26 protein-coding genes are annotated in these 24,677 nt (G+C 68.5%); 14 read left to right on the top strand and 12 right to left on the bottom strand.

Annotated features, from left to right (window positions below; genetic code table 11):
* Positions 1–52: 52 nt before the first annotated feature.
* Complete coding sequence (locus ACI3KX_RS13280) at positions 53–967, bottom strand: alpha/beta hydrolase (protein ID WP_363354688.1); 915 nt, start codon at positions 965–967, stop codon at positions 53–55.
* Positions 968–1,068: 101 nt separating this feature from the next.
* Here ACI3KX_RS13280 and ACI3KX_RS13285 point away from each other — a divergent pair, with 101 nt between their 5' ends.
* Positions 1,069–1,653, top strand: coding sequence for a TetR/AcrR family transcriptional regulator (locus ACI3KX_RS13285; RefSeq protein ID WP_404910020.1), 585 nt, complete (start codon positions 1,069–1,071; stop codon positions 1,651–1,653).
* 28 nt (positions 1,654–1,681) lie between these two features.
* On the opposite strand, the gene ACI3KX_RS13290 is transcribed toward ACI3KX_RS13285, so the two are convergent.
* Both ACI3KX_RS13290 and ACI3KX_RS13295 read right to left on the bottom strand, forming a co-directional pair.
* Positions 1,682–3,061 (bottom strand): MFS transporter, encoded by a 1,380-nt coding sequence (locus ACI3KX_RS13290; RefSeq protein WP_404910021.1) that lies wholly within the window; start codon positions 3,059–3,061, stop codon positions 1,682–1,684.
* Positions 3,062–3,306: 245 nt separating this feature from the next.
* Positions 3,307–3,879 (bottom strand): TetR family transcriptional regulator, encoded by a 573-nt coding sequence (locus tag ACI3KX_RS13295; RefSeq protein WP_363354694.1) that lies wholly within the window; start codon positions 3,877–3,879, stop codon positions 3,307–3,309.
* Positions 3,880–4,076: 197 nt separating this feature from the next.
* On the opposite strand from ACI3KX_RS13295, the gene ACI3KX_RS13300 reads away from it, so the two are divergent.
* Positions 4,077–4,667 carry a hypothetical protein gene (locus ACI3KX_RS13300; protein WP_363354696.1) on the top strand — a complete coding sequence of 197 codons (591 nt, stop codon included), beginning with the start codon at positions 4,077–4,079 and terminating at the stop codon, positions 4,665–4,667.
* Positions 4,664–5,245, top strand: coding sequence for a GNAT family N-acetyltransferase (locus ACI3KX_RS13305; protein ID WP_404910022.1), 582 nt, complete (start codon positions 4,664–4,666; stop codon positions 5,243–5,245). Before ACI3KX_RS13300 ends, ACI3KX_RS13305 begins: the two co-directional genes overlap by 4 nt.
* A 45-nt stretch (positions 5,246–5,290) precedes the next feature.
* Here the strand turns inward: ACI3KX_RS13305 and ACI3KX_RS13310 are convergent, their stop codons facing one another.
* From ACI3KX_RS13310 to ACI3KX_RS13320, 3 genes are all read right to left on the bottom strand, one after another.
* Positions 5,291–5,779 carry a CinA family protein gene (locus ACI3KX_RS13310; protein ID WP_404910023.1) on the bottom strand — a complete coding sequence of 163 codons (489 nt, stop codon included), beginning with the start codon at positions 5,777–5,779 and terminating at the stop codon, positions 5,291–5,293.
* A gap of 117 nt (positions 5,780–5,896) precedes the next feature.
* A complete protein-coding gene (locus ACI3KX_RS13315; protein ID WP_363354702.1) occupies positions 5,897–6,571 on the bottom strand; it encodes an SDR family NAD(P)-dependent oxidoreductase in 675 nt (224 codons plus the stop codon).
* A 105-nt stretch (positions 6,572–6,676) separates the two neighbouring features.
* Positions 6,677–8,395 carry an IlvD/Edd family dehydratase gene (locus ACI3KX_RS13320; RefSeq protein WP_363354704.1) on the bottom strand — a complete coding sequence of 573 codons (1,719 nt, stop codon included), beginning with the start codon at positions 8,393–8,395 and terminating at the stop codon, positions 6,677–6,679.
* Positions 8,396–8,537: 142 nt separating this feature from the next.
* Here ACI3KX_RS13320 and ACI3KX_RS13325 point away from each other — a divergent pair, with 142 nt between their 5' ends.
* The 5 genes from ACI3KX_RS13325 to ACI3KX_RS13345 all read left to right on the top strand — a co-directional run bounded on the left by ACI3KX_RS13325 (position 8,538) and on the right by ACI3KX_RS13345 (position 13,185).
* Positions 8,538–9,410 (top strand): fumarylacetoacetate hydrolase family protein, encoded by an 873-nt coding sequence (locus tag ACI3KX_RS13325; RefSeq protein WP_363354706.1) that lies wholly within the window; start codon positions 8,538–8,540, stop codon positions 9,408–9,410.
* Entirely contained in the window at positions 9,410–10,438 is a 1,029-nt protein-coding gene (locus tag ACI3KX_RS13330; protein WP_404910024.1) for a zinc-binding dehydrogenase, read from the top strand. The genes ACI3KX_RS13325 and ACI3KX_RS13330 overlap by 1 nt, the downstream gene beginning before the upstream one ends.
* A gap of 18 nt (positions 10,439–10,456) precedes the next feature.
* Positions 10,457–11,260, top strand: coding sequence for an IclR family transcriptional regulator (locus tag ACI3KX_RS13335; RefSeq protein ID WP_404910025.1), 804 nt, complete (start codon positions 10,457–10,459; stop codon positions 11,258–11,260).
* Positions 11,261–11,588: 328 nt separating this feature from the next.
* Positions 11,589–12,539 carry an alpha/beta hydrolase gene (locus tag ACI3KX_RS13340; RefSeq protein WP_404910026.1) on the top strand — a complete coding sequence of 317 codons (951 nt, stop codon included), beginning with the start codon at positions 11,589–11,591 and terminating at the stop codon, positions 12,537–12,539.
* 40 nt (positions 12,540–12,579) lie between these two features.
* A complete protein-coding gene (locus ACI3KX_RS13345; protein ID WP_404910027.1) occupies positions 12,580–13,185 on the top strand; it encodes a hypothetical protein in 606 nt (201 codons plus the stop codon).
* Between the two features lie 191 nt (positions 13,186–13,376).
* On the opposite strand, the gene ACI3KX_RS13350 is transcribed toward ACI3KX_RS13345, so the two are convergent.
* On the bottom strand, positions 13,377–13,961 hold the full coding sequence (locus tag ACI3KX_RS13350) for a TetR/AcrR family transcriptional regulator (RefSeq protein WP_404910028.1): 585 nt from the start codon (positions 13,959–13,961) through the stop codon (positions 13,377–13,379).
* A 70-nt stretch (positions 13,962–14,031) separates the two neighbouring features.
* Here ACI3KX_RS13350 and ACI3KX_RS13355 point away from each other — a divergent pair, with 70 nt between their 5' ends.
* Both ACI3KX_RS13355 and ACI3KX_RS13360 read left to right on the top strand, forming a co-directional pair.
* A complete protein-coding gene (locus tag ACI3KX_RS13355; RefSeq protein ID WP_404910029.1) occupies positions 14,032–14,649 on the top strand; it encodes a dihydrofolate reductase family protein in 618 nt (205 codons plus the stop codon).
* The gene (locus ACI3KX_RS13360; RefSeq protein ID WP_404910030.1) at positions 14,646–15,587 is read left to right on the top strand and encodes a GNAT family N-acetyltransferase; all 942 of its coding nucleotides are present in this window, start codon (positions 14,646–14,648) and stop codon (positions 15,585–15,587) included. The genes ACI3KX_RS13355 and ACI3KX_RS13360 overlap by 4 nt, the downstream gene beginning before the upstream one ends.
* 25 nt (positions 15,588–15,612) lie before the next feature.
* On the opposite strand, the gene ACI3KX_RS13365 is transcribed toward ACI3KX_RS13360, so the two are convergent.
* Positions 15,613–16,782, bottom strand: a complete 1,170-nt coding sequence (locus ACI3KX_RS13365; RefSeq protein ID WP_404910031.1) for an MFS transporter — start codon at positions 16,780–16,782, stop codon at positions 15,613–15,615.
* Positions 16,783–16,868: 86 nt separating this feature from the next.
* Between ACI3KX_RS13365 and ACI3KX_RS13370 the strand changes: the two genes are divergently transcribed.
* Positions 16,869–17,480, top strand: a complete 612-nt coding sequence (locus tag ACI3KX_RS13370) for a TetR/AcrR family transcriptional regulator (protein ID WP_404910032.1) — start codon at positions 16,869–16,871, stop codon at positions 17,478–17,480.
* 76 nt (positions 17,481–17,556) lie between these two features.
* Positions 17,557–18,384, top strand: a complete 828-nt coding sequence (locus ACI3KX_RS13375) for an alpha/beta hydrolase family protein (RefSeq protein ID WP_404910033.1) — start codon at positions 17,557–17,559, stop codon at positions 18,382–18,384.
* 263 nt (positions 18,385–18,647) lie between these two features.
* Here ACI3KX_RS13375 and ACI3KX_RS13380 read toward each other — a convergent pair whose 3' ends face one another.
* Entirely contained in the window at positions 18,648–19,022 is a 375-nt protein-coding gene (locus ACI3KX_RS13380) for a cyclophilin-like fold protein (RefSeq protein ID WP_404910034.1), read from the bottom strand.
* Positions 19,023–19,195: 173 nt separating this feature from the next.
* On the bottom strand, positions 19,196–19,861 hold the full coding sequence (locus ACI3KX_RS13385) for an SDR family NAD(P)-dependent oxidoreductase (RefSeq protein ID WP_404910035.1): 666 nt from the start codon (positions 19,859–19,861) through the stop codon (positions 19,196–19,198).
* 542 nt (positions 19,862–20,403) lie between these two features.
* Here ACI3KX_RS13385 and ACI3KX_RS13390 point away from each other — a divergent pair.
* The gene (locus ACI3KX_RS13390) at positions 20,404–21,045 is read left to right on the top strand and encodes a hypothetical protein (protein ID WP_404910036.1); all 642 of its coding nucleotides are present in this window, start codon (positions 20,404–20,406) and stop codon (positions 21,043–21,045) included.
* A gap of 243 nt (positions 21,046–21,288) precedes the next feature.
* On the opposite strand, the gene ACI3KX_RS13395 is transcribed toward ACI3KX_RS13390, so the two are convergent.
* Both ACI3KX_RS13395 and ACI3KX_RS13400 read right to left on the bottom strand, forming a co-directional pair.
* Positions 21,289–21,879: a VOC family protein gene (locus ACI3KX_RS13395; protein WP_404910037.1), complete on the bottom strand. Its 591-nt coding sequence runs from the start codon at positions 21,877–21,879 to the stop codon at positions 21,289–21,291.
* A 174-nt stretch (positions 21,880–22,053) separates the two neighbouring features.
* A complete protein-coding gene (locus ACI3KX_RS13400; protein WP_404910038.1) occupies positions 22,054–22,593 on the bottom strand; it encodes a putative immunity protein in 540 nt (179 codons plus the stop codon).
* Positions 22,594–23,329: 736 nt separating this feature from the next.
* Here ACI3KX_RS13400 and ACI3KX_RS13405 point away from each other — a divergent pair.
* Positions 23,330–24,553, top strand: coding sequence for a hypothetical protein (locus ACI3KX_RS13405; protein ID WP_404910039.1), 1,224 nt, complete (start codon positions 23,330–23,332; stop codon positions 24,551–24,553).
* Positions 24,554–24,677 lie beyond the last annotated feature (124 nt).

Here is a 24,677-nt window from a genome sequence, read left to right on the forward strand (position 1 = left end):
AGGCGGCTCACGCGGGAAGACGGTCGTGAGCATGCCGTAGCGGCCGGATCGCTCAGCCGGCGAGCTGCACCCCGAGCCAGGTTCTCGCCTTCGCCACGATGTCGCGGGCGAGAGCACTGTCGGCCGCCCAGGCCTCGAAGCCGTGGGGCGCGCCCGAGACGATCTCGAGGGTGGTGTCCACCCCCGCCGACTCCAGCCGCCGGGCGTAGGCGAGGTCTTCGTCGTGGAAGAGCTCGATGTCGGAGGTGTACATCCAGGTGGGAGGAAGACCCCCCAGGTCCTCTCGCCGCGCAGCGGCCGCGTACGGCGGAAGAGCGGCAGCCCCGGTCGCGTCGCCCAGGTAAGACGACCACCCGACCAGGTTCGAGCGGTTGCTCCAGACGAAGTGATCGACGCCGTCCAGTGCGCGGTCGACAGCGGTGCGGTCGTCGAGCATCGGGCAGAACAGCCACTGTGCGGCGATGGTGCCGCCCTCGTCGTGCACGCGCTGGACGAGGCTCGCGGCCAGTCCGCCGCCGGCGCTCTGGCCGCCGATCGCGATCCGGTCGGCATCCAGTCCCAGCTCGTCCAGATGGCGGTGCACCCAGAGCCACGACGCGTGGCAGTCGTCGATCGCGGCGGGAAAGGGATGCTTCGGGGCCAGGCGATAGTCGACCGAGATGACGGTCACCCCCGTCTGGCGCGCGGTCTCGCCGCAGAGCACGTCGTCCATCGCCGCAGCCCCCAGGACCAGACCGCCGCCGTGGATCCACAGCAGTCCGGCACCCGTGGGGTTGTCGGGAACGTAGACACGCAGCTTCAGACCGCCGTCCCGGACGATTCGCCGCTCGACGCCGTCGACGCGCTTGCCGGGCATGATCGCCGACGCGACACCGACGAGCTTGAGCATGAAGGGGTTCTCGAGGTTCAGCTTCGGCGCCTTGAGCGTGGCGGCGCGCAGTTCGGGGTCGACGATCGCGATGTCCACGCGGTCTCCTTGAGAGCGGTACGGCCTGCGGATACGGAAATACGATACGAACCGTATCGTATTTCACCCCACCATCCCCACCCGGTGGCTAGGGTCGAACCATGGCTGAGAAGCGCGGACCCAAGCGCAGCGAGACAGCGCGCTCGGCGATCCTCCGCGCCACCGTCGATGAATTGTCGGCGAAAGGCTACGAGTCGCTCTCGATCGAAGGGATCGCCGCTCTCGCAGGCGTCGGCAAGCGCACCATCTACCGCTGGTGGCCTTCCAAGGGCGCGATCCTCGCCGAGTGCCTGGTGGAGGGGATGATCCCGTCACCCTCCTACCCGCCGGCGGAATCCGGCGATGTGCGCGCAGACGTGTCGCAGTGGCTCGCCGAGGCGATGACGATCATCGACGCCCCCGAGAACCGGGCGATGTTCACCGGACTGGTCGGCGCCTCCTGCGACAACCCCGACGTCGCGCGGGCACTCACCGAGCGCGTGGGCTCGGCATCCGCTCTCGCTCATCGCCTCACCGTCGGCCGGGATGCCGGGCAGCTCCCCGCGGACCAGCCCGTCGAGCCGCTGGTCTCGGCGCTGATCGGCACGCTCATCGTGCGGATCCTCAGCCCGGCGGTGGGGCCTGCGGGCCCAGCCTCGGACGTCGTCCGCGCGCTGCTCCCCCGGCCGGCGGTCGAGGCGTCCTGACCCCGACGGCAGGCGCCCGCGGCATCCGTCAGCCCGCCCGCCGTGTCCCCAGCAACGATGCCAGGCCTGCCAAGAGCGCGACGGCCGCAGCGAACCAGTAGCCCGACGCGAAGGCGGCAAAACCGGGAGCCAGCAGGGCCGCCGCCGCCACGCTGGACACTGCGGACACCCCCGCGGCGGCGCCGAACTCGTGGAAGGTGCTCAGCGCGCCCGACGCGACGCCGGCTTCGGCCGGCTCGACCGCGGAGAACATGCTGCCCGCGGCCGCGACGAACACCGCGCCGACGCCGAAGCCCGCCACGCTCGTGCCGACGATCAGCACCGTCATGGAGAAGATCCCCGCGGCTGCCGCGAGTCCTGCAGCGGTGATGAGCAGCCCCGTCACCGAGACCGTCCGCACGCCCCACCGCGGGATGATGCGGCCGCCGAGCGTGGCGCCGAGGATGGTGCCGGCGGCGACAGGCAGGAACGACAGCCCGGTCTCCAGGGCGGTGAACCCGTGGAGGTGCTGCAGTGAGAACGAGCCGAGGAAGAACACCGAGATCATCAGGGCGGCCGCGACGAAGATCAGCCCCAGCCCGCGCAGCACGGGTCCTCGCCTGAGCATCGCCGGCTCGATGAGCGGGGCGACGGCGGTGCGGATCCACCACACGAAGAGCCCGTATCCCACGAGCGCGGCACAGATCGCGATCAGCGTGGCAGCGCTCAACCAGCCCTCATCGCCGGCGGCGGCGAGTCCGTACACCGCGGCGCCCGTCGCGGCCGTCACCAGCGCCGCGCCGACCACGTCGAGGCGGCCGCCGGATCCGGGCAGCGGTCGGACCGATCTCACCAGACCGATCAGCAGCACGATGCCGACGGGCACGTTGATGAAGAACACCCACGGCCACCCCGGCCCGGCGGTCAGCAGGCCACCGAGCAGCACGCCGATGGCGGCACCCGCGCCGCCGAGCGCCGACCACACGCCGAGGGCACGGGTCAGCTCCGCACCGGCGAACGTGCGCACGATCACCGACAGCGCTGCGGGCGACATGGCAGCCGCGCCCACTCCCTGGAGCGCGCGGGCGAGCAGCAGCACCTCGCCGCTGCCCGCTAGTCCCGCGAGCAGCGAGGCGACGACGAACGCTGACAGGCCTGCCAGCACCACGCGCCGCGGCCCCAGGATGTCGGCGGCCTTGCCTCCGAGCAGCATCAAGCCGCCGAAGACCAGGGCGTAGACGCTCGCGACCCACGCGACCGTCGTCCGGTCCAGCCCGAGGTCGGCTTGCATCTCGGGAAGCGCGATCGCGACGACCGTGACATCGACGATCAGCATCAGCTGCGCCACGCCCAGCAGGGCGAGGATGCGCCAGCGGGACGGATCGGCGGTGGGGAGGGCCTTCGCTGCCGTGGGATCTGAAGTGTGCACGACGACGACCTTTCGCAAGTTGAACAGGTATGTACGAGTAAGATAACTCGTACACGCATGTTCGACAAGAGGTGTTGTCGCGACGTCGACGCGGGCGGCGCTGGGCACGGCGGACCCGCCGAGCACCGAACAGCGCGGCGACGGCGGCATCCTCATCTGAGGCCGAAGCCGAAGCCGAAGCCGAAGCCGAAGCCGAGGCCGAGCCGACGAGGCCGAGCCGATGAGCTCGAGCCGATGAGCCGGTATCAGGCGGCGAGCGCGGCGAGGATCGTGTCGCGCACCAGGGCGGGCGCCTCGTCGGCGGTGATCTCACCACGATGGACCGCAGCCGAGGCCCCGTGCAGGATCGCCTGGATGACGCTGATCTGCCAGTCGATGGGAACGTCGCGGCGGAACTCGCCGGCGTCGCGTCCTCGCTCGAGCAGCGCCCGGACGCGGGCCGCCGGCTCGTCGTGGGCGCGACGGATCTGCTCGGGGGGCAGCGCTTGAGAAGCCGCGACGACGACAGCACCGAACCTATGGGTGAGGTGCCAGGTGGCCTCCAGCAGACGCGCGAGAGCCTCGCGGGGGTCGCCGTCGAGGTCGAGATCGGCCAGCGCGTCATCGGTCTGGGCGATCGCGCGGTCGACGACCTCGCGGATGAGCGTCGCGCGAGAGTCGAAGTGACCGTAGAGCGTCACCCGTCCGACGTTCGCGGCCTTGGCGATGTCATTGATGCTCGCGTCGGGGTCGACCGCGAGGAGTCGGGTGGCGGCGGCGACGATCGCCTCGATGTTGCGCACGGCATCCGCGCGCTTCGTACGATCCTGGGAGGACACACCCGCAGGTTCAGTGACCTTCGTTCCCGCTGCAGCCACGGAGCCCTCCTAAACCCGACAGTCATGTGCACTTTAGCCTGCTGCCGCGTCTTCGGAGGCTCGGACGCCGCTGCTGCGGACAGATCACTTCCGTTAACTCGGATAGAGGCGTACAGTTTAATAACTCGTACATGCGTGTTCAAGAAAAGAGGTGGGAGATGGATGCCGTCCTCACGCAGGACTCGCCCGACAGCGCACTGCCACGCCGGCGTGCAGGTGCCTGGTGGCAGATCGCATGGCCCATCGCGCTCGCCGTACTGGTCGCCGCCGCCACTGCATACGGGCTGACTGATGGCCGCGACGTCGCTCCGGTGGTCGCGGCATCCGGTCTCGTCTATCTCGCTGCCGCCGCCACGCAGCGGCGGTGGGCGGCGTGGGTCGCCTTCGGCATCGCGTTCGCTCTCATCTCGCTGGACAAGTTCGCAGATCTGGATGCCATGCCGTGGCTGCTGCTGCTGGCCGGAGTGCTGGTCGTTGCAGGACCCGCCTCGCGCCCCGCCCATCCCTGGTGGGCGCTGCCGCTGCAGACGGCGGCGATGCTCGTGCTCGGCGCGACCGCCGTGCTGGCCCTGCAGCTCGATCCGACCGTCGGCGGCCTGCTGGTCTCGGCCGCACTGCTCGGCCACGCCGCGTGGGACGTTCACCACCATCGCACCGGACGCGTCGTCGACCAAGCGCTCGCCCGCTTCTGCGCCGTGCTCGACGTCCTCGTCGCGATCCTCGTCGGCGTCGTCACCCTCACCGCATGACGACCGCAGCGGCGGCGCGCCGACACGCGCTGCGGATCGCCACCGACACAGGAGTGCTGCTGCGCCGGCCGCACGAAGCGGACGCCGCGGGCGTGTTCGCCGCCCACGGCGACCCCTCCGTCTACCGCTACGACCCGCAGGAGACGCACCCCGACGTCGAGTACTCCGCGCGCTTCCTGGAGCCGATGCTCGAGCACTGGGCGGAACACGGGTTCGGTTACTGGGCGGTGCTCATCCCGGCCTCGGACTGGCCGGAGGGCGTGCCCGGAGCCGACGTCGACGACGGCGCGCGGGTGTTCGCCGGTCTCGGCGGCATCCGGAATCACACCATGGCGGGCCGGCCGGTGCTCAACGTCTACTACCGCTTCGCCCCGGCCGCGCAGGGGCGAGGACTGGCGCGCATCGTCGTGAATCAGGCGCTCGTGCTCGCGCCCCTCGTCGCACCCGGCACCGATGTCGTGGTGCGCACCCGTCCGGCGAACGCGGTCGCGCGCCACGTCGCCGAACGCGCCGGTTTCCTCGACGAGGGTCTGGAGCCCGGCACCACCGACATGCAGCTGCTGCGCTACCGCTTCTGACGACCTCGTCACGGGGACGGGCAGCGGACCGCATGGCGTCGGCCGTCAGGATGCACGGCGCTCGGCGGCATCCATGGCTCGGAGGAGGTCGGTGAGCGCGGCAGCGACCGTGGCGTCGAGGACCTCCTCCGGCGTGCCGTCGAAGGTGTACAGCCGGCTGCCGGTCTGCCCATGGACCCACCACCCGATGTAGACCGTTCCCGGATCCCGGCCCTCCTCGCTGTCGGGTCCGCCCACACCGGTCGTCGCGACGGCGGCATCCGCGTCCAGCTGCGCTGCCACACCGGCGGCCATCTCCTCCGCGCACCGGGCGCTCACCACGGGGCCCGGCGACACCGCCAGCACCTTCTGCTTCACCGCGGTGGCATACGCGACCACTCCGCCGCGCAGCCACTCCGATGCATCGCCCGCCGCGCCCAGCGCACTCACGACCAGACCGCCGGTCAGGGACTCAGCCACCGCGACCGTGAGATCACGGTCGCGTGCACACCGCGCCACCTGTTCCGCCAGCTTCGCCCTCTCGTCCGCAGTCACGCGCAACAACCTAGCGGGGCCGCGCTCCCGGACTGGCCGGGTTGACAGGGGCCGCCTTGGCGCAGCAAGCGCCTGAGATGGCAGCGGCCCGGTCGAATCATTCCACGTCGACGGTTATCAGTAGGTCGCGCGGCCGCCGCTGATGTCGTAGACGGCTCCCGTCGAGAAGCTGCACTCGTCGGAGGTGAGCCACGCGACGAGCGCCGCGACCTCTGCGGGCTTACCGACCCGGCCCATGGGGATGAGCGACGTGATGTGCGCGAGGACGTCCGGGGCGGTCGTGGCGTTCATGGGAGTCTCGATGACGGCGGGAGCGATCGCGTTGGCGATCACGCCGGTCTTCGCGAGCTCCTTGCCGAGTGACTTGGTGAGGCCGATGACGGCCGCCTTGGAGGCGGAGTAGGCGCTGAGGTTGGGGTTCCCGTCCTTGCCGGCCATGCTCGCCATGCTGACGATGCGACCCCAGCCTTTGTCGACCATCCCGGGGATCACGGCGCGCGTGACGTTGAAGAGTCCGTTGACGTTGACGTCGAACGTCCGCTGCCACTCCCCCGGCTCGATCTGCCAGAGCGGCTTGTTCGGACCGACGATCCCCGCACTGTTGATGAGGATGTCGACGGCGCCGATCTCGGCCACGGCCGCGTCGACGGCGGCGGCGTCGGTGATGTCGACACGATGGTCGGCGGCGTCGGTGATGTCGAAGCTGATGACCTCCACACCGTCGGAGCGCAGTCGGGTCGCGCAGGCGGCTCCGAGTCCGCTCGCACCGCCGGTGATGATGGCGCGTCTCATGTCAGGTTCCTTGTCTCGTGGGTCGAGTTCGTCCTGTACGTGCTCACCTGAGCGACGCTCCGTCCGAGTGCAGACTGATCGCTCAGTCCCGCGCGGGACGCCGTCTCAGTGGGATTCACGACTGACCATCTGTCCGCTGGATCCGACGAGGAAGTCGAGATCGGCGCCAGTGTCGGCCTGCATGACGTGGTCGACATAGAGCTTCGCCCACCCGCGGACGGGGGCTGCGTAGGCGGCCTCGCTCGCCGGAGACTGAGTGCGGGACTGCAGCTCCTCTTCGGACACGTCGAAGCTGAGGATCCGGTTCTCGACATCGAGCGTCACGACGTCGCCGGTGCGGATGAACGCCAGCGGACCACCGGCAGCCGCTTCGGGTGCGGCGTGGAGCACGACGGTGCCGTAGGCCGTGCCGCTCATGCGGGCGTCGCTGATGCGCACCATGTCGCGGACGCCCTGCTCGAGCAGCTTCCGCGGCAGCGGCATGTTGCCGACCTCGGGCATGCCGGGATATCCACGCGGACCGCAGCCACGCAGGACGAGAACGGAGTCGGCGGTGACGTCCAGCTCAGGATCGTCGATCCTCGCCCGCATGTCCTCCACGCTGTCGAACACGATCGCCGGGCCGACATGCTGAAGCAGCTCGGGCGTCGCGGCCGACGGCTTGATGATCGCCCCCCGCGGGGCCAGATTCCCGCGCAGCACGGCGATGCCGGCATCCTCCATCAGTGGCGCATCGCGCGGGAGGATCACGGTGTCGTCGTAGACCGGGCGGTCGCCCAGGTAGTCCACGAGCGGCTTGCCGGTGACGGTGATCGGCTCGGGGCGGAGGAGGTCCTTCACCTGTGCGAGCAGGGCGAGCAGCCCGCCCGCCCGGAAGAGGTCGTCCATCAGGAACTCTCCGCTGGGCTGCAGATTCGCCATCACCGGCACCCCCGCGCCGGCGGCGTCGAAGTCCTCGAGAGTGAGATCGAGTCCCAGCCGGCCGGCGATCGCGAGCAGGTGCACGACGGAGTTCGTGGAGCCACCCACGGCCGCGACCGCGATGATCGCGTTGAGGAAGGCATCCTTCGTCATGATGTCGCTGGGCTTGAGGTCCGCCTCGACCAGATCCACGATGAGTCGGCCCGTGGCGTGGGAGAGCGACAGCAGGCGGGCGTCTGCGGCCGGTGTGCCGGCGAACCCGGGGATCGTCATGCCGAGCGCTTCGGCGACGACGGCCATCGTCGACGCCGTGCCCATCGTGTTGCAATGACCCTTGCCACGGATCATCGACTGTTCGGACTGGAGGAACTGGGCTTTCGAGATCGCGCCCGCACGGGCCTCTTCACTCAAGCGCCAGACGTCGGTGCCGCAGCCGAGCGCCTCGCCGCGGAAGTGCCCGGTGAGCATCGGCCCACCGGGGACGACGATCGCAGGGATGTCGACGGAAGCGGCCGCCATCAGCAGCGCCGGAATGGTCTTGTCGCATCCCCCGAGGAGGACAAGACCGTCGATCGGATTGGCGCGGAACATCTCCTCCATCGCCATGGCGGCCATGTTGCGCCAGAGCATGGCGGTGGGCTTGACCTGCGTCTCGCCGAGCGAGACCACCGGAAGATTCAGCGGGACGCCGCCGGCCGCCCAGACTCCCTGTTTGACGCTCTCCGCGACCTCATCGAGGTGCATGTTGCACGGCGTCAGGTCCGACGCGGTGTTGGCGATCGCGATCTGCGGCCTCGTGCCGTCGAGCGCGTCTTCGGGAAGTCCGCGCCGCATCCAGGCTCGATGGATGTAGGCGTTCCGGTCGCTTCCCTCGTACCAGTCGGCGCTCCGAAGATGATTCACCCTCAGCCTCATTTTCCATCAGATTGAATGACCCGCTAGCATTCTGAATTATGGCACAGGGCCGTCCGGGTCGAGAAGCCGACGCCGCGCTGGCACGGCAGCACGACCGTCCCTACCGGCACACAGAGAAGGAAGCCCACGCATGAGACTCGTCCGACTCGGACCTGCCGGCTCCGAAACCCCCGGAGCGCTCGTCGACGACGACACCTTCGTCGACCTCTCCGATGTCGTCGACGACTTCAACGAGAAGTTCTTCGGCTCGGGGGCCCTCGCCACCCTCGCGGACATCGTCGCGGACAGGGTCTCCGCAGGTCGCGCCGAACCTGTAGGCGACCGGCGTTTCGGTGCGCCGTTCGCGCGCCCGCACCAGATCCTCTGCATCGGCCTGAACTACAGCGACCATGCGGCGGAGACAGGGCAGGCGGTGCCGACCGAGCCGATCCTGTTCACGAAGGCCCCCAACACGCTCATCGGCCCGAACGACGACGTGCTCATCCCCCGCGGCTCGCAGAAGACGGACTGGGAGGTCGAGCTCGGCATCGTGATCGGCCGGCACTCGTCATACCTCGCGGATGAAGCCGAAGCCGCAGCATCCATCGCCGGCTACGTTCTGGTCAACGACGTGAGCGAACGCGCGTGGCAGCTCGAACGAGGCGGACAGTGGTCGAAGGGCAAGTCGGCGCCCACGTTCAACCCCGCCGGACCCTATCTCGTCACTCCCGACGAGATCGGCGACGTACTCGACCTGGAGATGTGGCTCGACGTCGACGACACGCGCCGCCAGCGCGGGTCGACATCCACGATGATCTTCAGCCCGGCCTTCATCGTCCACTACCTCAGCCAGTTCCTCGCCCTGGAACCCGGCGACCTGATCAACACGGGCACGCCGCCGGGGGTGGGGATGGGTCTCTCGCCGCAGGTCTTCCTGCACGGCGGTGAAACGGTGAGGCTCGGAATCACCCGTCTCGGCACGCAGACGCAGCGCGTCATCGCCCACCCGGCGGCAGTCTCCTGATGCGAGCCCTGGTCGTCACCGCGCCGCGTCGGGCATCCGTTCAAGAGGAACCCGACCCGATCCCCGCGCCCGGCGAACTACTCGTCGACGTGGAACGCGTGGGGATCTGCGGCACCGACGTGGAGCTGTACACCGGCGAGATGGCGTACATCGACCAGGGCCACACCACCTTCCCGCTCCGCCTCGGGCACGAATGGACCGGCCGCGTGACGGCGGTCGGCGACCCCGCCGACGAGAGATGGATCGGGAAGCGTGTCACGGGCGACACGATGCTCGGCTGCGGGGACTGCGAGTACTGCCGGCGCGGCCGGCACCACGTCTGCCCGAACCGCTTCGAAGTCGGCATCCGAGACGGGTGGCCCGGCGCTCTTGCCGAGAAGGCTCTCGTGCCCACGCACTTCGCATACGAGATCCCCGAGCACGTGAGCGTCACCGCGGCAGCACTGGTCGAGCCTGGCGGCAATTCATTGCGAGCCGTACGCGCCGCCGACATCACACCCGGCGACCGCGTCCTCGTGCTCGGATCCGGCACGATCGGCCTGCTCGCAGCGCAGTTCGCGCTCGCCGCCGGCGCCGACGTGCACGTGGGCGGCGTCCGACAGGGTTCGCTGGACCTCGCCCGCACGCTCGGGGTGCCGCACACGTGGCAACTCGACGACCTGGCCGCGTCGGCACCGGACCGGTTCGACTCCGTCATCGAGGCGACGAGCAACAAGGCGATGCCGGCCCTGTCCGTCAGGCTTGCGAAGCCGGCCGGGCGCGTCGTCTACATCGGCCTGTCCTCGACGCCGAGTCTGATCGACACCCGCGACATCGCGCTCAAAGACATCACGGCCATCGGCATCCTGTCGGCCTCGCCCGGTCTCGCCGGCGCGATCGAGCACTTCGCCGACGGGTCGGTCACCCCGGATGCGATCGTGAGCGAGGTCGTCGCTCTCGAAGACGTGGCCGCACGCCTGGAGGGCTACCGCGGCAGTGATGCGGGCCCGGGGCCGAAGGTGCACGTCGATCCGCGCCTGCAGCGCTGATCCAGAATGGATTCGATCATGAGCGAACCGACTGCCTCCAGCGAAAGCGGCGCCCCCGAGGAGAGGCTGGTCGGCGCAGATCGTGTGATCGCCGTGCTCACGGAACTCGCCGAGCATCCGCGCGGAGTCACCCTGGATGAACTCGCCGGCGCGCTGCGCAGCTCCAAACCCACCGTGCACCGCGCACTGGCAACGCTTCGCCGCGCCGGCCTGGCGGAGATGACCGGACGCGGGGTCTACATCCTTGGTGACGAGTATCTGCGGCTGGCGTTCCGCAACCTCGACGGGCGCCCGGAGACCGCGCGGATCCAGCCGCTGCTCGAGCAGCTCGCCGCGCAATTCGGTGAGACGGCGCACTACGCGGTCCTCTCGGGCAAGGACATCGTGTACCGCGCGAAGATGGATCCGCCACAGGGAGCCGTTCGCCTGACGTCGGTGATCGGCGGCCGGAACCCCGCCTACCGGACCGGCGTCGGCAAGGCCCTGCTGAGCGACCGCCTCCTCGATCTCGCGCAGGTCACGGAATGGTTCGGCCCGTTCCCCCTCGAGCAGAAGACGCCGAACAGTCTGACCACTCCCGGGGCCCTCTACCGAGAGCTCGAGGCGACGCGGCAGCGCGGGTTCGGAATAGACGACCAGGAGAACGAGATCGGCATCAACTGCGTCGCCATCCCCATCTACCTCGACGGCGCGACGACGGCGTCGGGAGCGGTGAGCGTCAGCGCCGTGAGCTTCCGATGCCCGCTCGAGCGCCTCGTCGATGCGGTCCCCGAGATCCGCGCCGCGATCTCCCGGCAGCTCGGCGCGAGTGCCCTCGGGTAACCCACGTCACATCACCTCGGCGAGCAGTCGATGTGGGCAACACGATCGGCCTGCTCACCGATCCGACTGCGCGCCTGAATCGGCGGGCTGCCCATCAAGCGCCTCACCGTGGATGCCGGCAATGTGCTCTCACGCGAGCTCCTGGACGAGGTGCGAGAGCACTAGCGATCCGTTCCGCTCGCAGAGGGACGAGGCTAGGGGCCCCTTATCGCGCTTCGATCGACCATGCCAGGTCACATTCGCGGACGCCACCCGGTCTTGTCTTGCATGGGCTGCCGACCGGTGACGGTCGGGACCGGCTCACACCTCAAGACCGAAAGGATCTGTCATGACTGACCATGTTCTGGAGCCGGAAGCCCGCGCATTCGCCGACGCCACCTCCAAGCCCCCGTTCCTCGCCGACCTCGGTGTCGACGGTGCCCGGAAGCTGCTGGACGAGGTCCAGGCGGCCCCCATCGCGAAACCGGACGTCACCGACGAATGGATCACCGTCCCGGCCGAGGTCGGCGACGTGCGAGTGCGCATCGTGAAGCCGGCAGGCACCACCACGGACCTCCCGGTGGTCCTCTACGTGCACGGTGGCGGCTGGGTGCTGGGCAATGCCGGCACTCACGACCGCCTCGTGCGCGATCTAGCGACGGGCGCCGGCGCGGCGATCGTGTTCGTCGAGTACGACCGGTCTCCTGAAGCGCATCACCCGGTCGCCGTCGAACAGGCTTACGCGACGGCACGCTGGATCATGAACGAAGGCGCCACCAAGGGCCTCGACGCCTCGCGTCTTGCCATCGCCGGTGACTCCGTCGGCGGGAACATGGCGGCGGTAGTCGCGATCCTCGCAAAGAAGCGCGGTGATGTCGCATTCATCCACCAGTCGCTGTACTACCCGGTCACCGACGCCGGCCAGAAAACAAACAGCTACCGCGAGTTCGCCGAAGGATTTCACCTTCGCGCGGATGCGATGGCCTGGTTCTGGGACAGCTACCTGCCGGACATCGACGCCCGCAAGGACGTCACCGCATCCCCACTGCAGGCTCCGATAGACGAGCTGAAGGGTCTCCCCGAGACGCTCCTCATCGTCGACGAGAACGACGTGCTCCGCGACGAGGGGGAAGCGTACGGGCGAAAGCTCATTGCGGCCGGTGTGCGCACCACCCTCGCCCGCTACGACGGCACGATTCACGACTTCATGATGCTCAACCCGCTTCGCAGCTCCGCTGCCAGCACCGCCGCGATCGAACAGGCCATCCATGTCCTCCGCAAGGCCTTCGCCGCGGCATGATCCACCCGCTTCGAACAGCCGCGATCGTGAGGAGCGAGTGATGGCGGATGCCGACGCGAACGCCGCCGCGCTCAACAGCGCTGTGGGCACAGAGCTGTTCGTGCTGCAATCGGTCGCGAGCTCGACGATCAGCGAAGCCGGCACGCGCAGCACGATCTACCTGTCGACACTGTCCGGCGGGCTCGTGGCGATCGGGTTCGCCGGGGGTTCGCCGGCATTGCTGGCCAGCCTCGCCTTCACCGTCTTGCCGACGATCTTCATGCTCGGTTGGTTCACCGTTGTGCGGCTGGTCGACACCAGCGTCGAGAACATCACGGTGCGCCAGCGTATGGAGCGGATCCGTGAGCACTTCGTCAGCCTGCACCCCTTGGGACCGGACCTGATCTCGCTGGACAGCCCGCGCACCGGCGAGCTGGGTGTGCGCTACTCCCGTTCCTCGTTCCTCTTCACGATGGCGAGCATGATCGGAGCCGTGAACTCTGTCCTCGGTGGAGCGCTCGTCGCCCTCCTCCTGATCTTCGGAGGGGAACTGGAGCCTGTTCTCGCGCAGCTCGCAGGGGTCACGGCCGGGTTTCTCCTTCTCACCGCGACGCTGACGTACGAACGTCGCCGCATTCGGGCCGCCTACCCCGGCCCGGGCCGGTGAGGTGCAAGCGCGGATCCAGCTCGAGGTGAGGCGAAGGATCATGATGAAAGGCCGATCCGATGCCACTGTCGACGCCGAGGTGGAGTCCGGGCGCCAAGCCGGAGTCCGGGTGTTTCTCGCGGGGACGGAGTGAGCACGCATGGCGCGTGAAGGGTATCCCCTGTCACCGCGGGCCCCGGCGCGGATGTGGCTCAGTCGATTCGCTGCTCGGGCACCACAGCAGTGATGATCGAGTCGACGATCGCCGCGACGGCATCGGCACCCAGCAGTTCCGGCATCGTGAGGTGGTCGAGCAGCAGTCCGCTCATCGCAAGGTAGAGCACGAGAGCGGTCGACCGGTCCCCCGGGAAGCCGTGATCGACGTGGTCCGACGTCGCGATCGCGAGATTGCCGGCGAACTGCCGGGTCACGGTCGGCGCGACGTGCGGATTCCTGGTCGCCTCGAGCCGCAGTTCGAAGAGCGCGAGGTGCGCGGGGCGATCGGCGAGCGCCCGTTCGACGAGCCACATCATGAGCCCACGCTCGCTCTCGCGCGTCGGTTCCGCGGACATGCGCTCGGCCGCCTCGTCGGGGTTGGGAGCGAGCCGGACGAAGACGTGCTCGGCGAGCTCGGCCAGCAGCTGGTCGCGCGATGCGAAGTAGTTCGACGCGGTGCCTGGCGGCACCGTCGCCGCGCGGTCGACGGCACCGAACGTGAGTCCGCGGCCGCCCTCGGCCGCGATCACCTCGACCGCGGCATCCAGCAGGTGATGCCGTCGCTCCCGGTTCCTCGCCATGGCAGGCCCCCACTCTTGCGTCATAACCACTCTGGTTATAGTGGATACCGTACCTCGACACGAAGGACCCATGCGAAACCTCACGTACTACATCTCACTGTCCATCGACGGCTTCATCTGCGGCCCTGACGACGAAGTCGACTTCTTTCCCGGCTCCGACGAGTACATGGCCTGGATGGTCGGCGACTACGGGGACGCCCTGCCCACCCACGCACGAGCACAGTTGGGTTTCTCGGACGCCCCGCTCACGCGCTTCGACACCATCGTGATGGGTCGCCGTACCTACGAGCCCGGTCTCCAGCTCGGCATCACCTCGCCGTACTCGCACCTGCGCCAGTTCGTCGTCTCGCGCGGCCTTGAACAGCTCGATCCGGCGGTCACGATGGTCGCGAGTGACCCCGTCGCGGCCGTGCGCACCTTGAAGCGGGAGGACTCGCCGCTCGACATCTATCTCGCCGGCGGCGGCGTCCTCGCGGGACAGCTTCTCGACGAGATCGACCGGCTCGTCATCAAGCGCTACCCGGTGATTGCCGGAGCCGGCCGGACCGCCTTCGGCCCCGAGTTCAACCCGACCGTGTTCGCGCTCGACGAGGTGCGCTCGTTCGAGGGCGGCAACGTCGTCGAGTGGTACTCCAGGATCCGAACGGATGCCGCGGCGCCGGTCACGGCATCGGCGGCCGGTGCATGAGCATCGCCTTCGACGTCCGCCAGCTCGGCGGCGCGCATGAGATCGAGCTGTTCAACCGCCTCCCGTATGCGTTGAACGACGAGATCGCCGACGACCTCGAGCAGGGGCGCCGGCACGTCGAGTGGACCTGGCTCGCAATTCACGAGGACCGTCTGCTCGGTCGACTCGCACTCTGGAGCCCGGCAGGAGCGACGGATGCCACGCAGTTCGACATCTTCGACCTCGACGACGCCCTCTCCGACGACGAGCAGCGGGAGGTCGGCGCCGCCCTGCTCGACGCCGCGCACGGCGAGGTGATCGCGGGCCAGGCGACCCCGCCGGAGTTCGCCCGCTACCTTCCGGCCGACTGGCGCGAGCGCCGGTCCGAGCGACGCGCGACCGAGACGATCATGACCTTGCTCGAGGCAGCGGGCGCCCGATTCGTCGTTGAGCGCCTGCGCCTCCAGTGGGAGCCGGAGGCAGGGATCCCCACACCGGATCCCCGCCTGGACTTCCGCGCCTTCGAGGACGACGACGAGGTGCTCGACCTGACGACACGCGCGCTCACCGGGACGCTCGACGCGCACAGCCGCGGCGAGCTCGGGCACGCATCGCCGCAGGAGGTCGCGCGCGTCCAGTTCGACGAAGAATTCGCACGGTATACGACGCCTCGGGAGTGGTGGCGGGTGGCCGTCGATGGCGCGGGCGAGGCCGTCGGCTTCGTCTTCCCGGCGCGCAACTCCTACCACCACATCGTCGCGTACGTCGGCGTGCTGCCCGAGCATCGCGGCAACGGCTACATCGACGGCATCCTCGCCGAGGGCACACGCGTCCTGGCCGAGGCGGGCGCGCCGCACATCCGCGCCTCGACCGACGTCGGCAACCTGCCCATGGCGAACGCGTTCGCGCGCGCGGGCTACGGCACCTTCCAGCGGCTCATCAACCTGGCCTGGGACTGATTGAAAGACGTTGCCAAAGCCGACGTCACGCCCCCCGGGATCGGCTTCTACGGCGGGGTCCCAGCGTGCGATCTGTTGACGATCTTCTCGCGTCGCTATGCGTCGCTGCCCGGCGTCCCTGCAGTGCGATCGAGAGAGCGATGACCACGGCGATGATCGTCGCCGTGAGTGCCGCGGCGAATGCGGCCCTGGTGTCGATGCCTGTCGCCAGGATGCCTCCGCACACTCCCGCGGCGAGCGCCCCGAGATCCCAGAACGACGTCACCCCTGCGACCACGGCGCCAGAAGTGCCCCCGGTGGAGTTGGACAGGGTCATCCCCACCACAGCTGGGAACGCGAGGCTGCACCCGGCGCCGACCAGCGCCACACCGACCAAGACGGCGGCCGCGGCATCCGTCGTGAGTATCAGCACGAACCCCGCGGACTCGGCTGTCAGGGTCGCGACGGCGACGATCGGGCCGCCGAAGCGGTCCACGGCGCGACTCGCCGTGACGCGCACGAGAAGGAAGGCGCTTGCGAACACCGGCAAACCGAACGCGGCCCCGCCGGCGCCGTGGGCGAGGTGGAGCACGAGCACAGCGGTGATCGTGCCGTAGCCGTAGGCCACGAGCCCGAAGATCACAGCCGGCGACCCGACACCACGTGGCCAGAGCGATCGCGGCTGGAACGGCGGCAGCACAACCGGCCCCGAAGTCGGAGTGGCGACCGCCACGAGCGCACTCGCGAGCCCCAGGGCGGCCAGCGTGAGCCAGGCCATGGTCTCGCCGCCGAGAGCGACTCCGCCAGCGAGGAGCGGGCAAAGGGAGAGGCCCGACCACATAGACATGCCGAAGAGGCCGGAGGTACTGCTTCGCCGGTTGACCGGCACTCCACGCAACACCCACGGAAGGGCAGCGGAGAACACCGCGGCCTCGCCGCTCCCCATCGCCACCCGCGCCAGGAGCACGTGCCACTCGTCGACCGCGAGGGCCTGGCCGAGCACTCCCGCGAGTGTAAGAACCCCGCCCAGAACGACGACCTGCCTCCCGGCACCGGCGTCGCCCGCCCATCCCGCGAACGGACGGCACGCGGCTGTCGCCGCGAAGGCGATGCCCACAGCGAGTCCGATGGACGCCGCGTTCGACTGGAATCGCGACTCGAGGGACATCGGGAGGAGCTGCAACGTGCCGCCGAACGCCAGATAGGCCAGGAACACCGAGAGCCACAGTCGCCGGACGGGGGGCGCGCTCGTATGATAAAACCGATCGGTATTCACTTCAGATCCCGGAAGAGGTTGTCACCATGCCGGTACCCAAGGGGGCGCGCATCGATCCCGAGCAGACTCGGCTTCGGCTGCTCGACACAGCAGACCGGCTGTTCGCCGAACGGGCCATCCACGCCGTGGGTGTCAACGAGATCGCGGCCGCGGCGGGCGCTTCGAAACTCAGCCTGTACCGCTACTTCCCCTCCAAGAGTGAGTTGGCTGCCCGCGTGGTCGACCGGCGCTCCGCGCGCATCCACGAATGGCTGCGGCGCGAGACGGTCGATGCTCCGGTCGGTGCTGACCGGGTGCTGTCGATCTTCGACCTGCTCATCGACTGGTTCGCCCGGCCGAGCTATCGGGGGTGTGCCGTGGTCAACGCAGTGACGGATGTGCGCGGGGATGAGGAACTCGGGCTGCGCAGCACGGCACGTGCGCATCTCGAGAGCTACCGGGAGCTGCTGCGCGACCGCATCTCCGACGCGGGTGTGCACGACGAGGCGAGCGCCGACCGCCTCGCTCGCCAGCTGCTGCTCCTCATCGAGGGCGCGACCACCGTGACGGTCATCGATGGCGACGCCTCGAGCGCTGGAGCGGACGCCCGCGCCGCTGCGGAAGTCCTGCTCGACCGCGCACGTTCCTCCACCCGCTGACATGCGTGCCGGAGGTTCCTGAGCAGGCGGTCGCATGATTAGATAATACCGATCGGTACTATCGTACGGAGGATCGATGACCAACTATCTGGTGGCGGACCCGCCTCTCGTCCAAGGTCCTCCCGCTTCGACCAGGCATGTGGTGCTGGAGAGCGCTGGGCACTCACTGCACGGAGTCCTGCACCTCCCCGCGGGCGAGGGCCGACACCCGGTCGTTCTCCTCCTCCACGGATTTCCGGGCTGGGAGCGCAACTTCGACATCGCCCAGGCGCTGCGCCGAGCGGGCGTCGCATCCCTCGTGTTCCACTACCGCGGCTGCTGGGGAATGCCGGGCCGCTGGTCGTGGGCCAATGCACTCGCGGACACCGAAGCTGTTCTCGACGATCTGCTCAGCGGCGCGCATCCTCAGATGGCGGAGCTCGATGCCCGGCGGGTCGCCGTCGTCGGGCACAGTCTCGGCGGATTCCTCGCCCTCCAAGCAGCGGCCCCGCGACCGGCCGTGCGCCTAGCCGCCTCGATCTCCGGCTTCGACTTCGGCGCGGTCTCCGCGACGATCGAGGCCGACCCGACGTTGCTCGAGGTCTACACCGAGGCATTCGCATCGGAGACGCCGGTACTCACTGAAACGGACGGTGAGGCACTGGTGCGCGAAATGCTCGACGCAGGCCAATCATGGTCACTCCGCGACCTCGCGACTGACTTCGAAGGACGCGCCGTGCTGTTGATCGGGACGAGCCGTGACGCAGTCACGCCTGCGGCGCTCCACCACGAGCCGCTGGTCGCCGAATTCAGCAACGCGGGGAGCCGCCTCCGACACGCAGTACTCGCCAGCGACCATGCCCTCTCCGACCAGCGGGTGCAGCTCACGACCCGAGTGGTGGATTTCGTCCTAGATCGCTTGTGAGCGCCCAGCACGATCCCTCCGAGTGGGCGGTGATGAATCGGCCTTCGCCGTCGGGTCTGGCAGTCTGTGGCGGCGCAGGTCGGTGTGTTGGTGGTCCAACGGGGAACCTGGGGGTCGGGTAAGTCGACCGTCGCCGGAGCCTGGCAGCAACAATCTCGGTCCCGCGCAATGTCGCGTCGTGCCGCGGGATCGCGTCCGCCGAGAGATGCTGCGCGAGCTCGATGTTTGCGGATGGCCAGAACATCGACCTGACACTTCGTTGGTCAGTCGACGACGGCGACCGTGACATCGCCGCTTTCGAGGCCCTGGAGCTCGTCCAGGGTGGCGTCGAAGACGCCGAGGTGGACGATGTCAGCAGAGGGCGCGCCGCGTTCGCCCGCGTAGAAGAAGGCGATGTCGCCCCAGGGGACGTAGATGGCGAGGTCTCCTGCACCGGCGCTCGAGGGCGGCGAGCCGGCCGTCTGGATGTCACGCGGAGGGTAGGCGATCTTCTCAACGCCGTTGAAGTCCTCGAACTCGAGGGTCATCGGCAGCATCGCGAGCAGGTCGCGCACTGCGGGGTTGTCTTCGTCGAGCGTGACGTCGATCGTCCCTTCGGGCGCGGTGAAGCGGATTGTCGTGCCGATGACGGTGTCCACGGATGGCTCCTCGGTGGGACTGGCGGGAACGGCGGGGGGCGCGCTCGGTGACACGGAGCCCAAGGGAGATGCGCTCGTCGCGGGCTGTTCCCCGGATGTGCTGCTGCACGCGGGGAGGAGCAGCGCAAGAGCGACTGCTGCCCCCGTAGCGAGGACTCGCCCCGGTACGCGTGTCACGCCGGCTCTTCTCCGACGAAGGTGCGGAAGGCACCGCGGTCGCGGTGCAAGGACCAGATCCGTTCGGCGAGGGCGTCAGGCTCGTGGTCGAGGTCGCCGCCGCCGATGCCTCGGGGGATGATCAGCTGCGCGACGTGGATGCTCTCGGGGGCGAGGGCGTCGTGCAGCATCTGCCCGTAGGCGGACTCTCCGGCGAACGCGACGGAGGTGCCGGCCACTGCGCCGTTCGGACGGACGGCGCTGCCGCCGTTGATGAGCAGGATCGTGCCGCGTCCGAGCTCCCGCATGCCCGGCAGGACCTGCTGGACCGCGGTGACCGGGCCGTACACCGACTGTTCGACGGGGCCGACGAGGTCCTCCACCGCCGTCTCGAGCACGGGCTTCATGAACTCGCGCGCGGGGATGGGGCTGTACTGGAGCACCTCGATCGGGCCCAGATCGGATGCCGCCGCGGCGAGGGCCTCGCGCAGCGCGTCGGGCTCGCGGACGTTCGCCGCGTACCCGCGGGCGGTCACGCCCGCATCGGCCAGCTCCGCGGCGAGCTGATCGACGTTCTCCTGGGTGCGCGAGAGGAGCGCGACGGCGAAGCCCTCGCGGCCGAAGCGGCGAGCGGTGGCCCGGCCGAGTCCTGGGCCGGCCCCGATGATGGCGATGGTGGTCATGGTGGTCCTTCCATGTGGGACTTCCCCGCCGTCGTACGAGGGGAGTCAAAAGTGCAGACGACCGCTTCCGCGCGACAGGGAAGGCCGTACCACCTGGCGCGTAGTGATGGTCCACTTCGCGCAGCGGCGGCGTGCACCGCTTCAACGGTAGGGAGGCCAACGAGCGTGAGGGAGTCCCTCTGAGTACACCCATCCGTCGGGCTTCACTCCCGCAGGGATCGTGCTGACATCGATACGGAGGCTTCGCTTCCGAGGAGACCATCCGCGTCAGCACCATCATCGACTCGGCAGCCAGATACGGTTGACGGGTATTTTGCAGGACCTACGACTCGGTCATGACAATTCCCCAGTGAAAAGGTCGCCGCATAGTGGCGGAGGCGAGAGGCTGCACATCTGGACGATACTCGCGAGCGCGACACAGATGCCCACCCAGGCACAAGCGCGGTGATGTAGCCGTGCCTGACAGCGCGATGAGCCACCGCTGCCGGGCGGCGGGTGACAGAACCGTTGCGGGCGGTGGAGAGTTCCGATGAACTGGGGCGATGCTCTCCGCCGTGCCGATTCCTGGTAACCCGTGGCCACACGACATGCAGATTACGGTGGAGGACTGCCCACACCATCTTCGCGAGCTGCTGTGGTTGCGGGAAGCGCATGGCCTTCAGCCCGAGGGCGATGACCTTCCTCCTCGGTTGGTTGAAACGCCCGAGCGTGCGGCGATCCCTGTGGACGACGCGACTCGCGCGCTGTGGGAGGACGCGTGGGTGCGCATATGGCGGGCAGTTGCCGCGCACGCCGCACGAGAGCACGACCCGCAGCTCTTCGACCAACTTCAAGGGACGCAGGCTGGTTCGCCGCAGCGAGAGGCGCTGCTGCGCGAGATCGTCGGCCCGGACTGGGGTGACGAGTTCGATCGGGATGCTTTTCAGGATCCGTCGCACCTGGACTGGGAACAGACCAGCATGACCGCGTTCATCGCATCACGTCCTCACGACCTGGAGAACAGCCCGGAGCTACGCGACCTCGATGCGCTGATTCCGGCATGGCGCGCCGGGCTCACCAAGATCGTCGCCATCCCCTGCCAAGGCGAGTACACCCGCAAGCTCGGACCACACGCCATACTCATCACCGACGCCACACGCGCGGACAGCGACAAATACCGGCGCGCATTGAACTCCTTCAACTGACCGTGCCAGCCCTCGAGTAAGCGGCCCGCGGCATCCACCGCGGCATAGACCGCGGCATCGAGTCGACAGACCTCAACCCATGGCACGGTCGCGAGGTGGATCAACTTCCTCCCGCCGAACCCAGCCACGGCGCACGCCGCGAAAAGCAGCTCGAGCTACTCACCCCAACGACGCGCCAACGCTTGAGTAAGCCGACCGCTCGCATGAAACCCCATGCGCGCATGGGGTTTCATGCGGGTGCTTTCAGCTCTTCTCCCGGGGGTCGCGCAAGCTGTTCATGGCGTCGATGAGCGTGGAGTGGATGTAGTCGAGTTCGGGTGTGGCGAAGTCCTCCCATGACCCGCTGGCATCGGCGGTATCGGCGCCATCCCACACGCCGGTATCGCCAGACGCGTCGGAGATGTCGGATGCCGCCCACTCCTGCGCTGCGGGGGTGTGCTCGTATACCCACCACAGGTGACCGAACGGGTCGGCGAAACGCGCGAACACATCACCCCAGAACTCGGTGGGCTCCGTGACGATCCGTGCACCGCGCTCGACCGCCCGTTCGAGAGTGGCCGCCGCATCGACGACATATACGCGCGTGAACGCGGGCGTGTACGGCCACGCCGGCTTGCGATCGGCGATGGTGAGGAGGGAATCACCGATATGGAGCTCGGAGTGGAGGACGAGCCCGTCGGCATCAGCCGTGCGGGCGTCGGTGTTCTCGACGGCATCGAACACGGCGCCGACGAAGGCGATGAGACCGGTCGCGTCGTCCGTCATGATGAACGAGTTCACGGTGTTCGAACCGGCTGGGGCCGGCGGAAGAGGAAGGGAAGGCAACGTGGACATGGGGTACTCCTTCGTGTGTCCGCTCAATGCTCCCCGACAATCCGGACAGCGACAGTCCTCAGCACCCACCATTCGCTGACCCCGTAACGACCGCAACAGCGCTCCACGACCAGGATGCGAAGCACACGGCTCAGGCTCTCGACAGTGCACGTTTGCGGACCGCTGGACGGGGGCTCAACGTCCGACGTCGTGCAGTCTCATTTGGATCGATGCGATGTTCCTGCCCAGGTCTCCTGAGGCCAGAAGGCCGGAGCCGAGCGGACCTGCCGAGTCTTCGCCGAGGAGGGGGAGCCGGCGAAGCGCTCTGGCAACATCACTGCTCATATGCTCGACTTGCCAATCAAGCTCTGCGGTGACGGCATCAGCATTGCCGGCCGCGAGACCGGCAGCTCTTGCGGCGTAACCCGCAGCGCCCAGAGCGTGCGCTCCCATGTGCGCGACCCCCGCCGCCTGGGCGGCAGCCCGCGCCGCCGCCACGGCCGCCGGCGAACTTGCTGAATGTGCCGCGCGCCCCGCGACGAAACGCCGCTTGATCTCACCCGCTGCGGTCAGATCACCGCGAGAGAAGGCCCTCGCCCGCGCGATCGCATCGCGTGGCCGTTCATCATCGGGTGCCTCCGACTCGAACAGCGCCAGCACTCGCTCGGCGCAGTCGGCCGCCCACGCCGCGACCCACCGGCGATCGGATTCGCTGAGCGCCTGCGGTGACGACATCCCAGCACTCTCGCACAAGCCGCCGCGGAGCGCCTCATAGGACCGGAGGTCGCGCGATAGTCCCAGTAGGAGCATGCGAACGCTCTTTGAGAGGACCGTTATCACGCCACCGACCGAATGAGGATCTCGGTCGCGCGGAGTTCTCTCAGCTCTGGGTGTGCGCCGTCCCCATTTACTGTCCCGCCGTGCTGAATGCATCGAGGATGACAGTCCCGTCGGCATCACGTCTGTTCGGCGCGGTGAAACTGCACGCTCAGGAGCGCCAGACGTCCGCCACCAGGACGGGTGACGCGCTTTCCCACCAGAAGTCGGTTACCCGTTTACGAAATCTGCGACCGCCTCCCCTGCGCGCAGGCGGGTCGTCGAGCGCGCTCAGGTGACTAACGTGACTCGAACCCGTTACTCACTCGACCGGATACCGATCCTCGAGAGGGCGACGCTCGAGTGGCGGACCTGCATGGCGCATCAGGTCGGTCAACGCCGTTCAGGCAAGTCACCGTGTTGGCCAACACCCAGCAGCGCAGCTGCATCTCCCTGATGGTGAATTGGACATGTCGTTCCATACCACGACGACATAGTCGACGAGCATCGCGTGGGGCCGAACCGCACCCATGTTTGCCGGGCTTCGGCTACGGGCTCCCCCGCTCGAGTCGGTAGAGCACGGCGGACCGGCGTGAGGGCCTTCTGCGATCAGACAAGGTCGGCCGCGCCGGGAGCTCCGAATAGGCTGAGCGACGTGATGCCAGCGCGCGAGCCGGAGCCCGCTTTCTGGGTACGACTCGATCTGCCGGCGTCCGAGGCCGATTGCGTCGAAGGCCTCGCGGAACTCCTCCGCCAACTTCGCGTGCCTGCGGTCGTGCGTCACAGTCCTCTCGAAGGCGGCACGTTCGCGCTTGTTCCGTTAGACGATGACGGGTCGCCCCTCGCGGTCGCCGCCACATATGGCCCGGAACTGCGATGGTCCCTGCTGGACCGGGACCGACTCATCGACGGCCTCAACAGTCTGGCTGGTCGAGGAAGCACTCTTGACGGTGAGCGCATCGAACAGCTCGCCGGTGAATCCGATGATGACCCGGGCCTCGGCGACACCGCGCCGGGTGGACCGGGGCGCGTCGACGCGATCGCTTGGACGACCCATGAGAAGCCGGCTGTGCTGGCGACTCTCGGGGCGCGATTCGACATGTCGTTCGTCGCCGTCGACGCCAGGGAAATGGGGCTTGCGCTCACGGTCCACGATCCGGCGGACCGTGACACGGCATTCACAAACGGCGTTTGGGCGATGACCGACGGCATCGCCATGTGGCGAAGCGGCGAGGAAGCCTCCGCGGCCTTCATACATCGCCGCAGCGCGGTCATCATGACGTGGCGGACACCGTGGCTGCGGGTCGACCCGAGCAAGCCTGGCCAAGCCGACCACGACGGTGCAACGGTGAGCGCGATGCTCAGTGATCTCGTGCTCGACGACGGTGACCCTGCTGCGTGGGTCACGCGGTTTCGCCTCGACCAGGAGCGCGGCGACCGTCTGCGTGCGCTGTTTCGGCGAGGACCGCACGCTGCAGCACTTCAGGACCTATGTGAGATCCTCCGGATTCACCCATCACTGCTCGAGGTCCTGTCCGACGATGGGGAGTCGAACGCCGACCGCACCATGATCACTGCGCGCAGCGCACGTCAACAGTTCCGGGACGAGATGCGTGCCGAGGTCGCGGCCGCGGTACCCGGGCCGCAGAGCTTCCGCGGTCGACACCCTCGGATATGGCTCGGGCTCTCGGCCGTTGTGATCCTCGTTCTCGCAGCCGTCGCGGTGGTGGGCTGGTCCGACGGCCGCCCGACGGCTCTGCTGCCGGGCATCGTTGCCCTGATCTGGACGGCTAGCCTCTTGATCGACGGATCAGTCCGACGAGCTCGCCGGCGCGATTCATCCGAGCCCGCACCTGTCCGCGACGGGCACGATCGTTGACGCCCGAGCCGCGGTACATGGCAAGGATGTCGCTGCCGTGAGGCGTCGAGACGAAGCGCATTCAGCGAAAGCGCTGCGCGGAGCTCTCCGTATGCGTGACGGGGACCGGCGGCGACATCCGATC

The organism is Microbacterium sp. ZW CA_36 (assembly GCF_044987475.1).
Classification (GTDB): Bacteria; Actinomycetota; Actinomycetes; order Actinomycetales; family Microbacteriaceae; genus Microbacterium.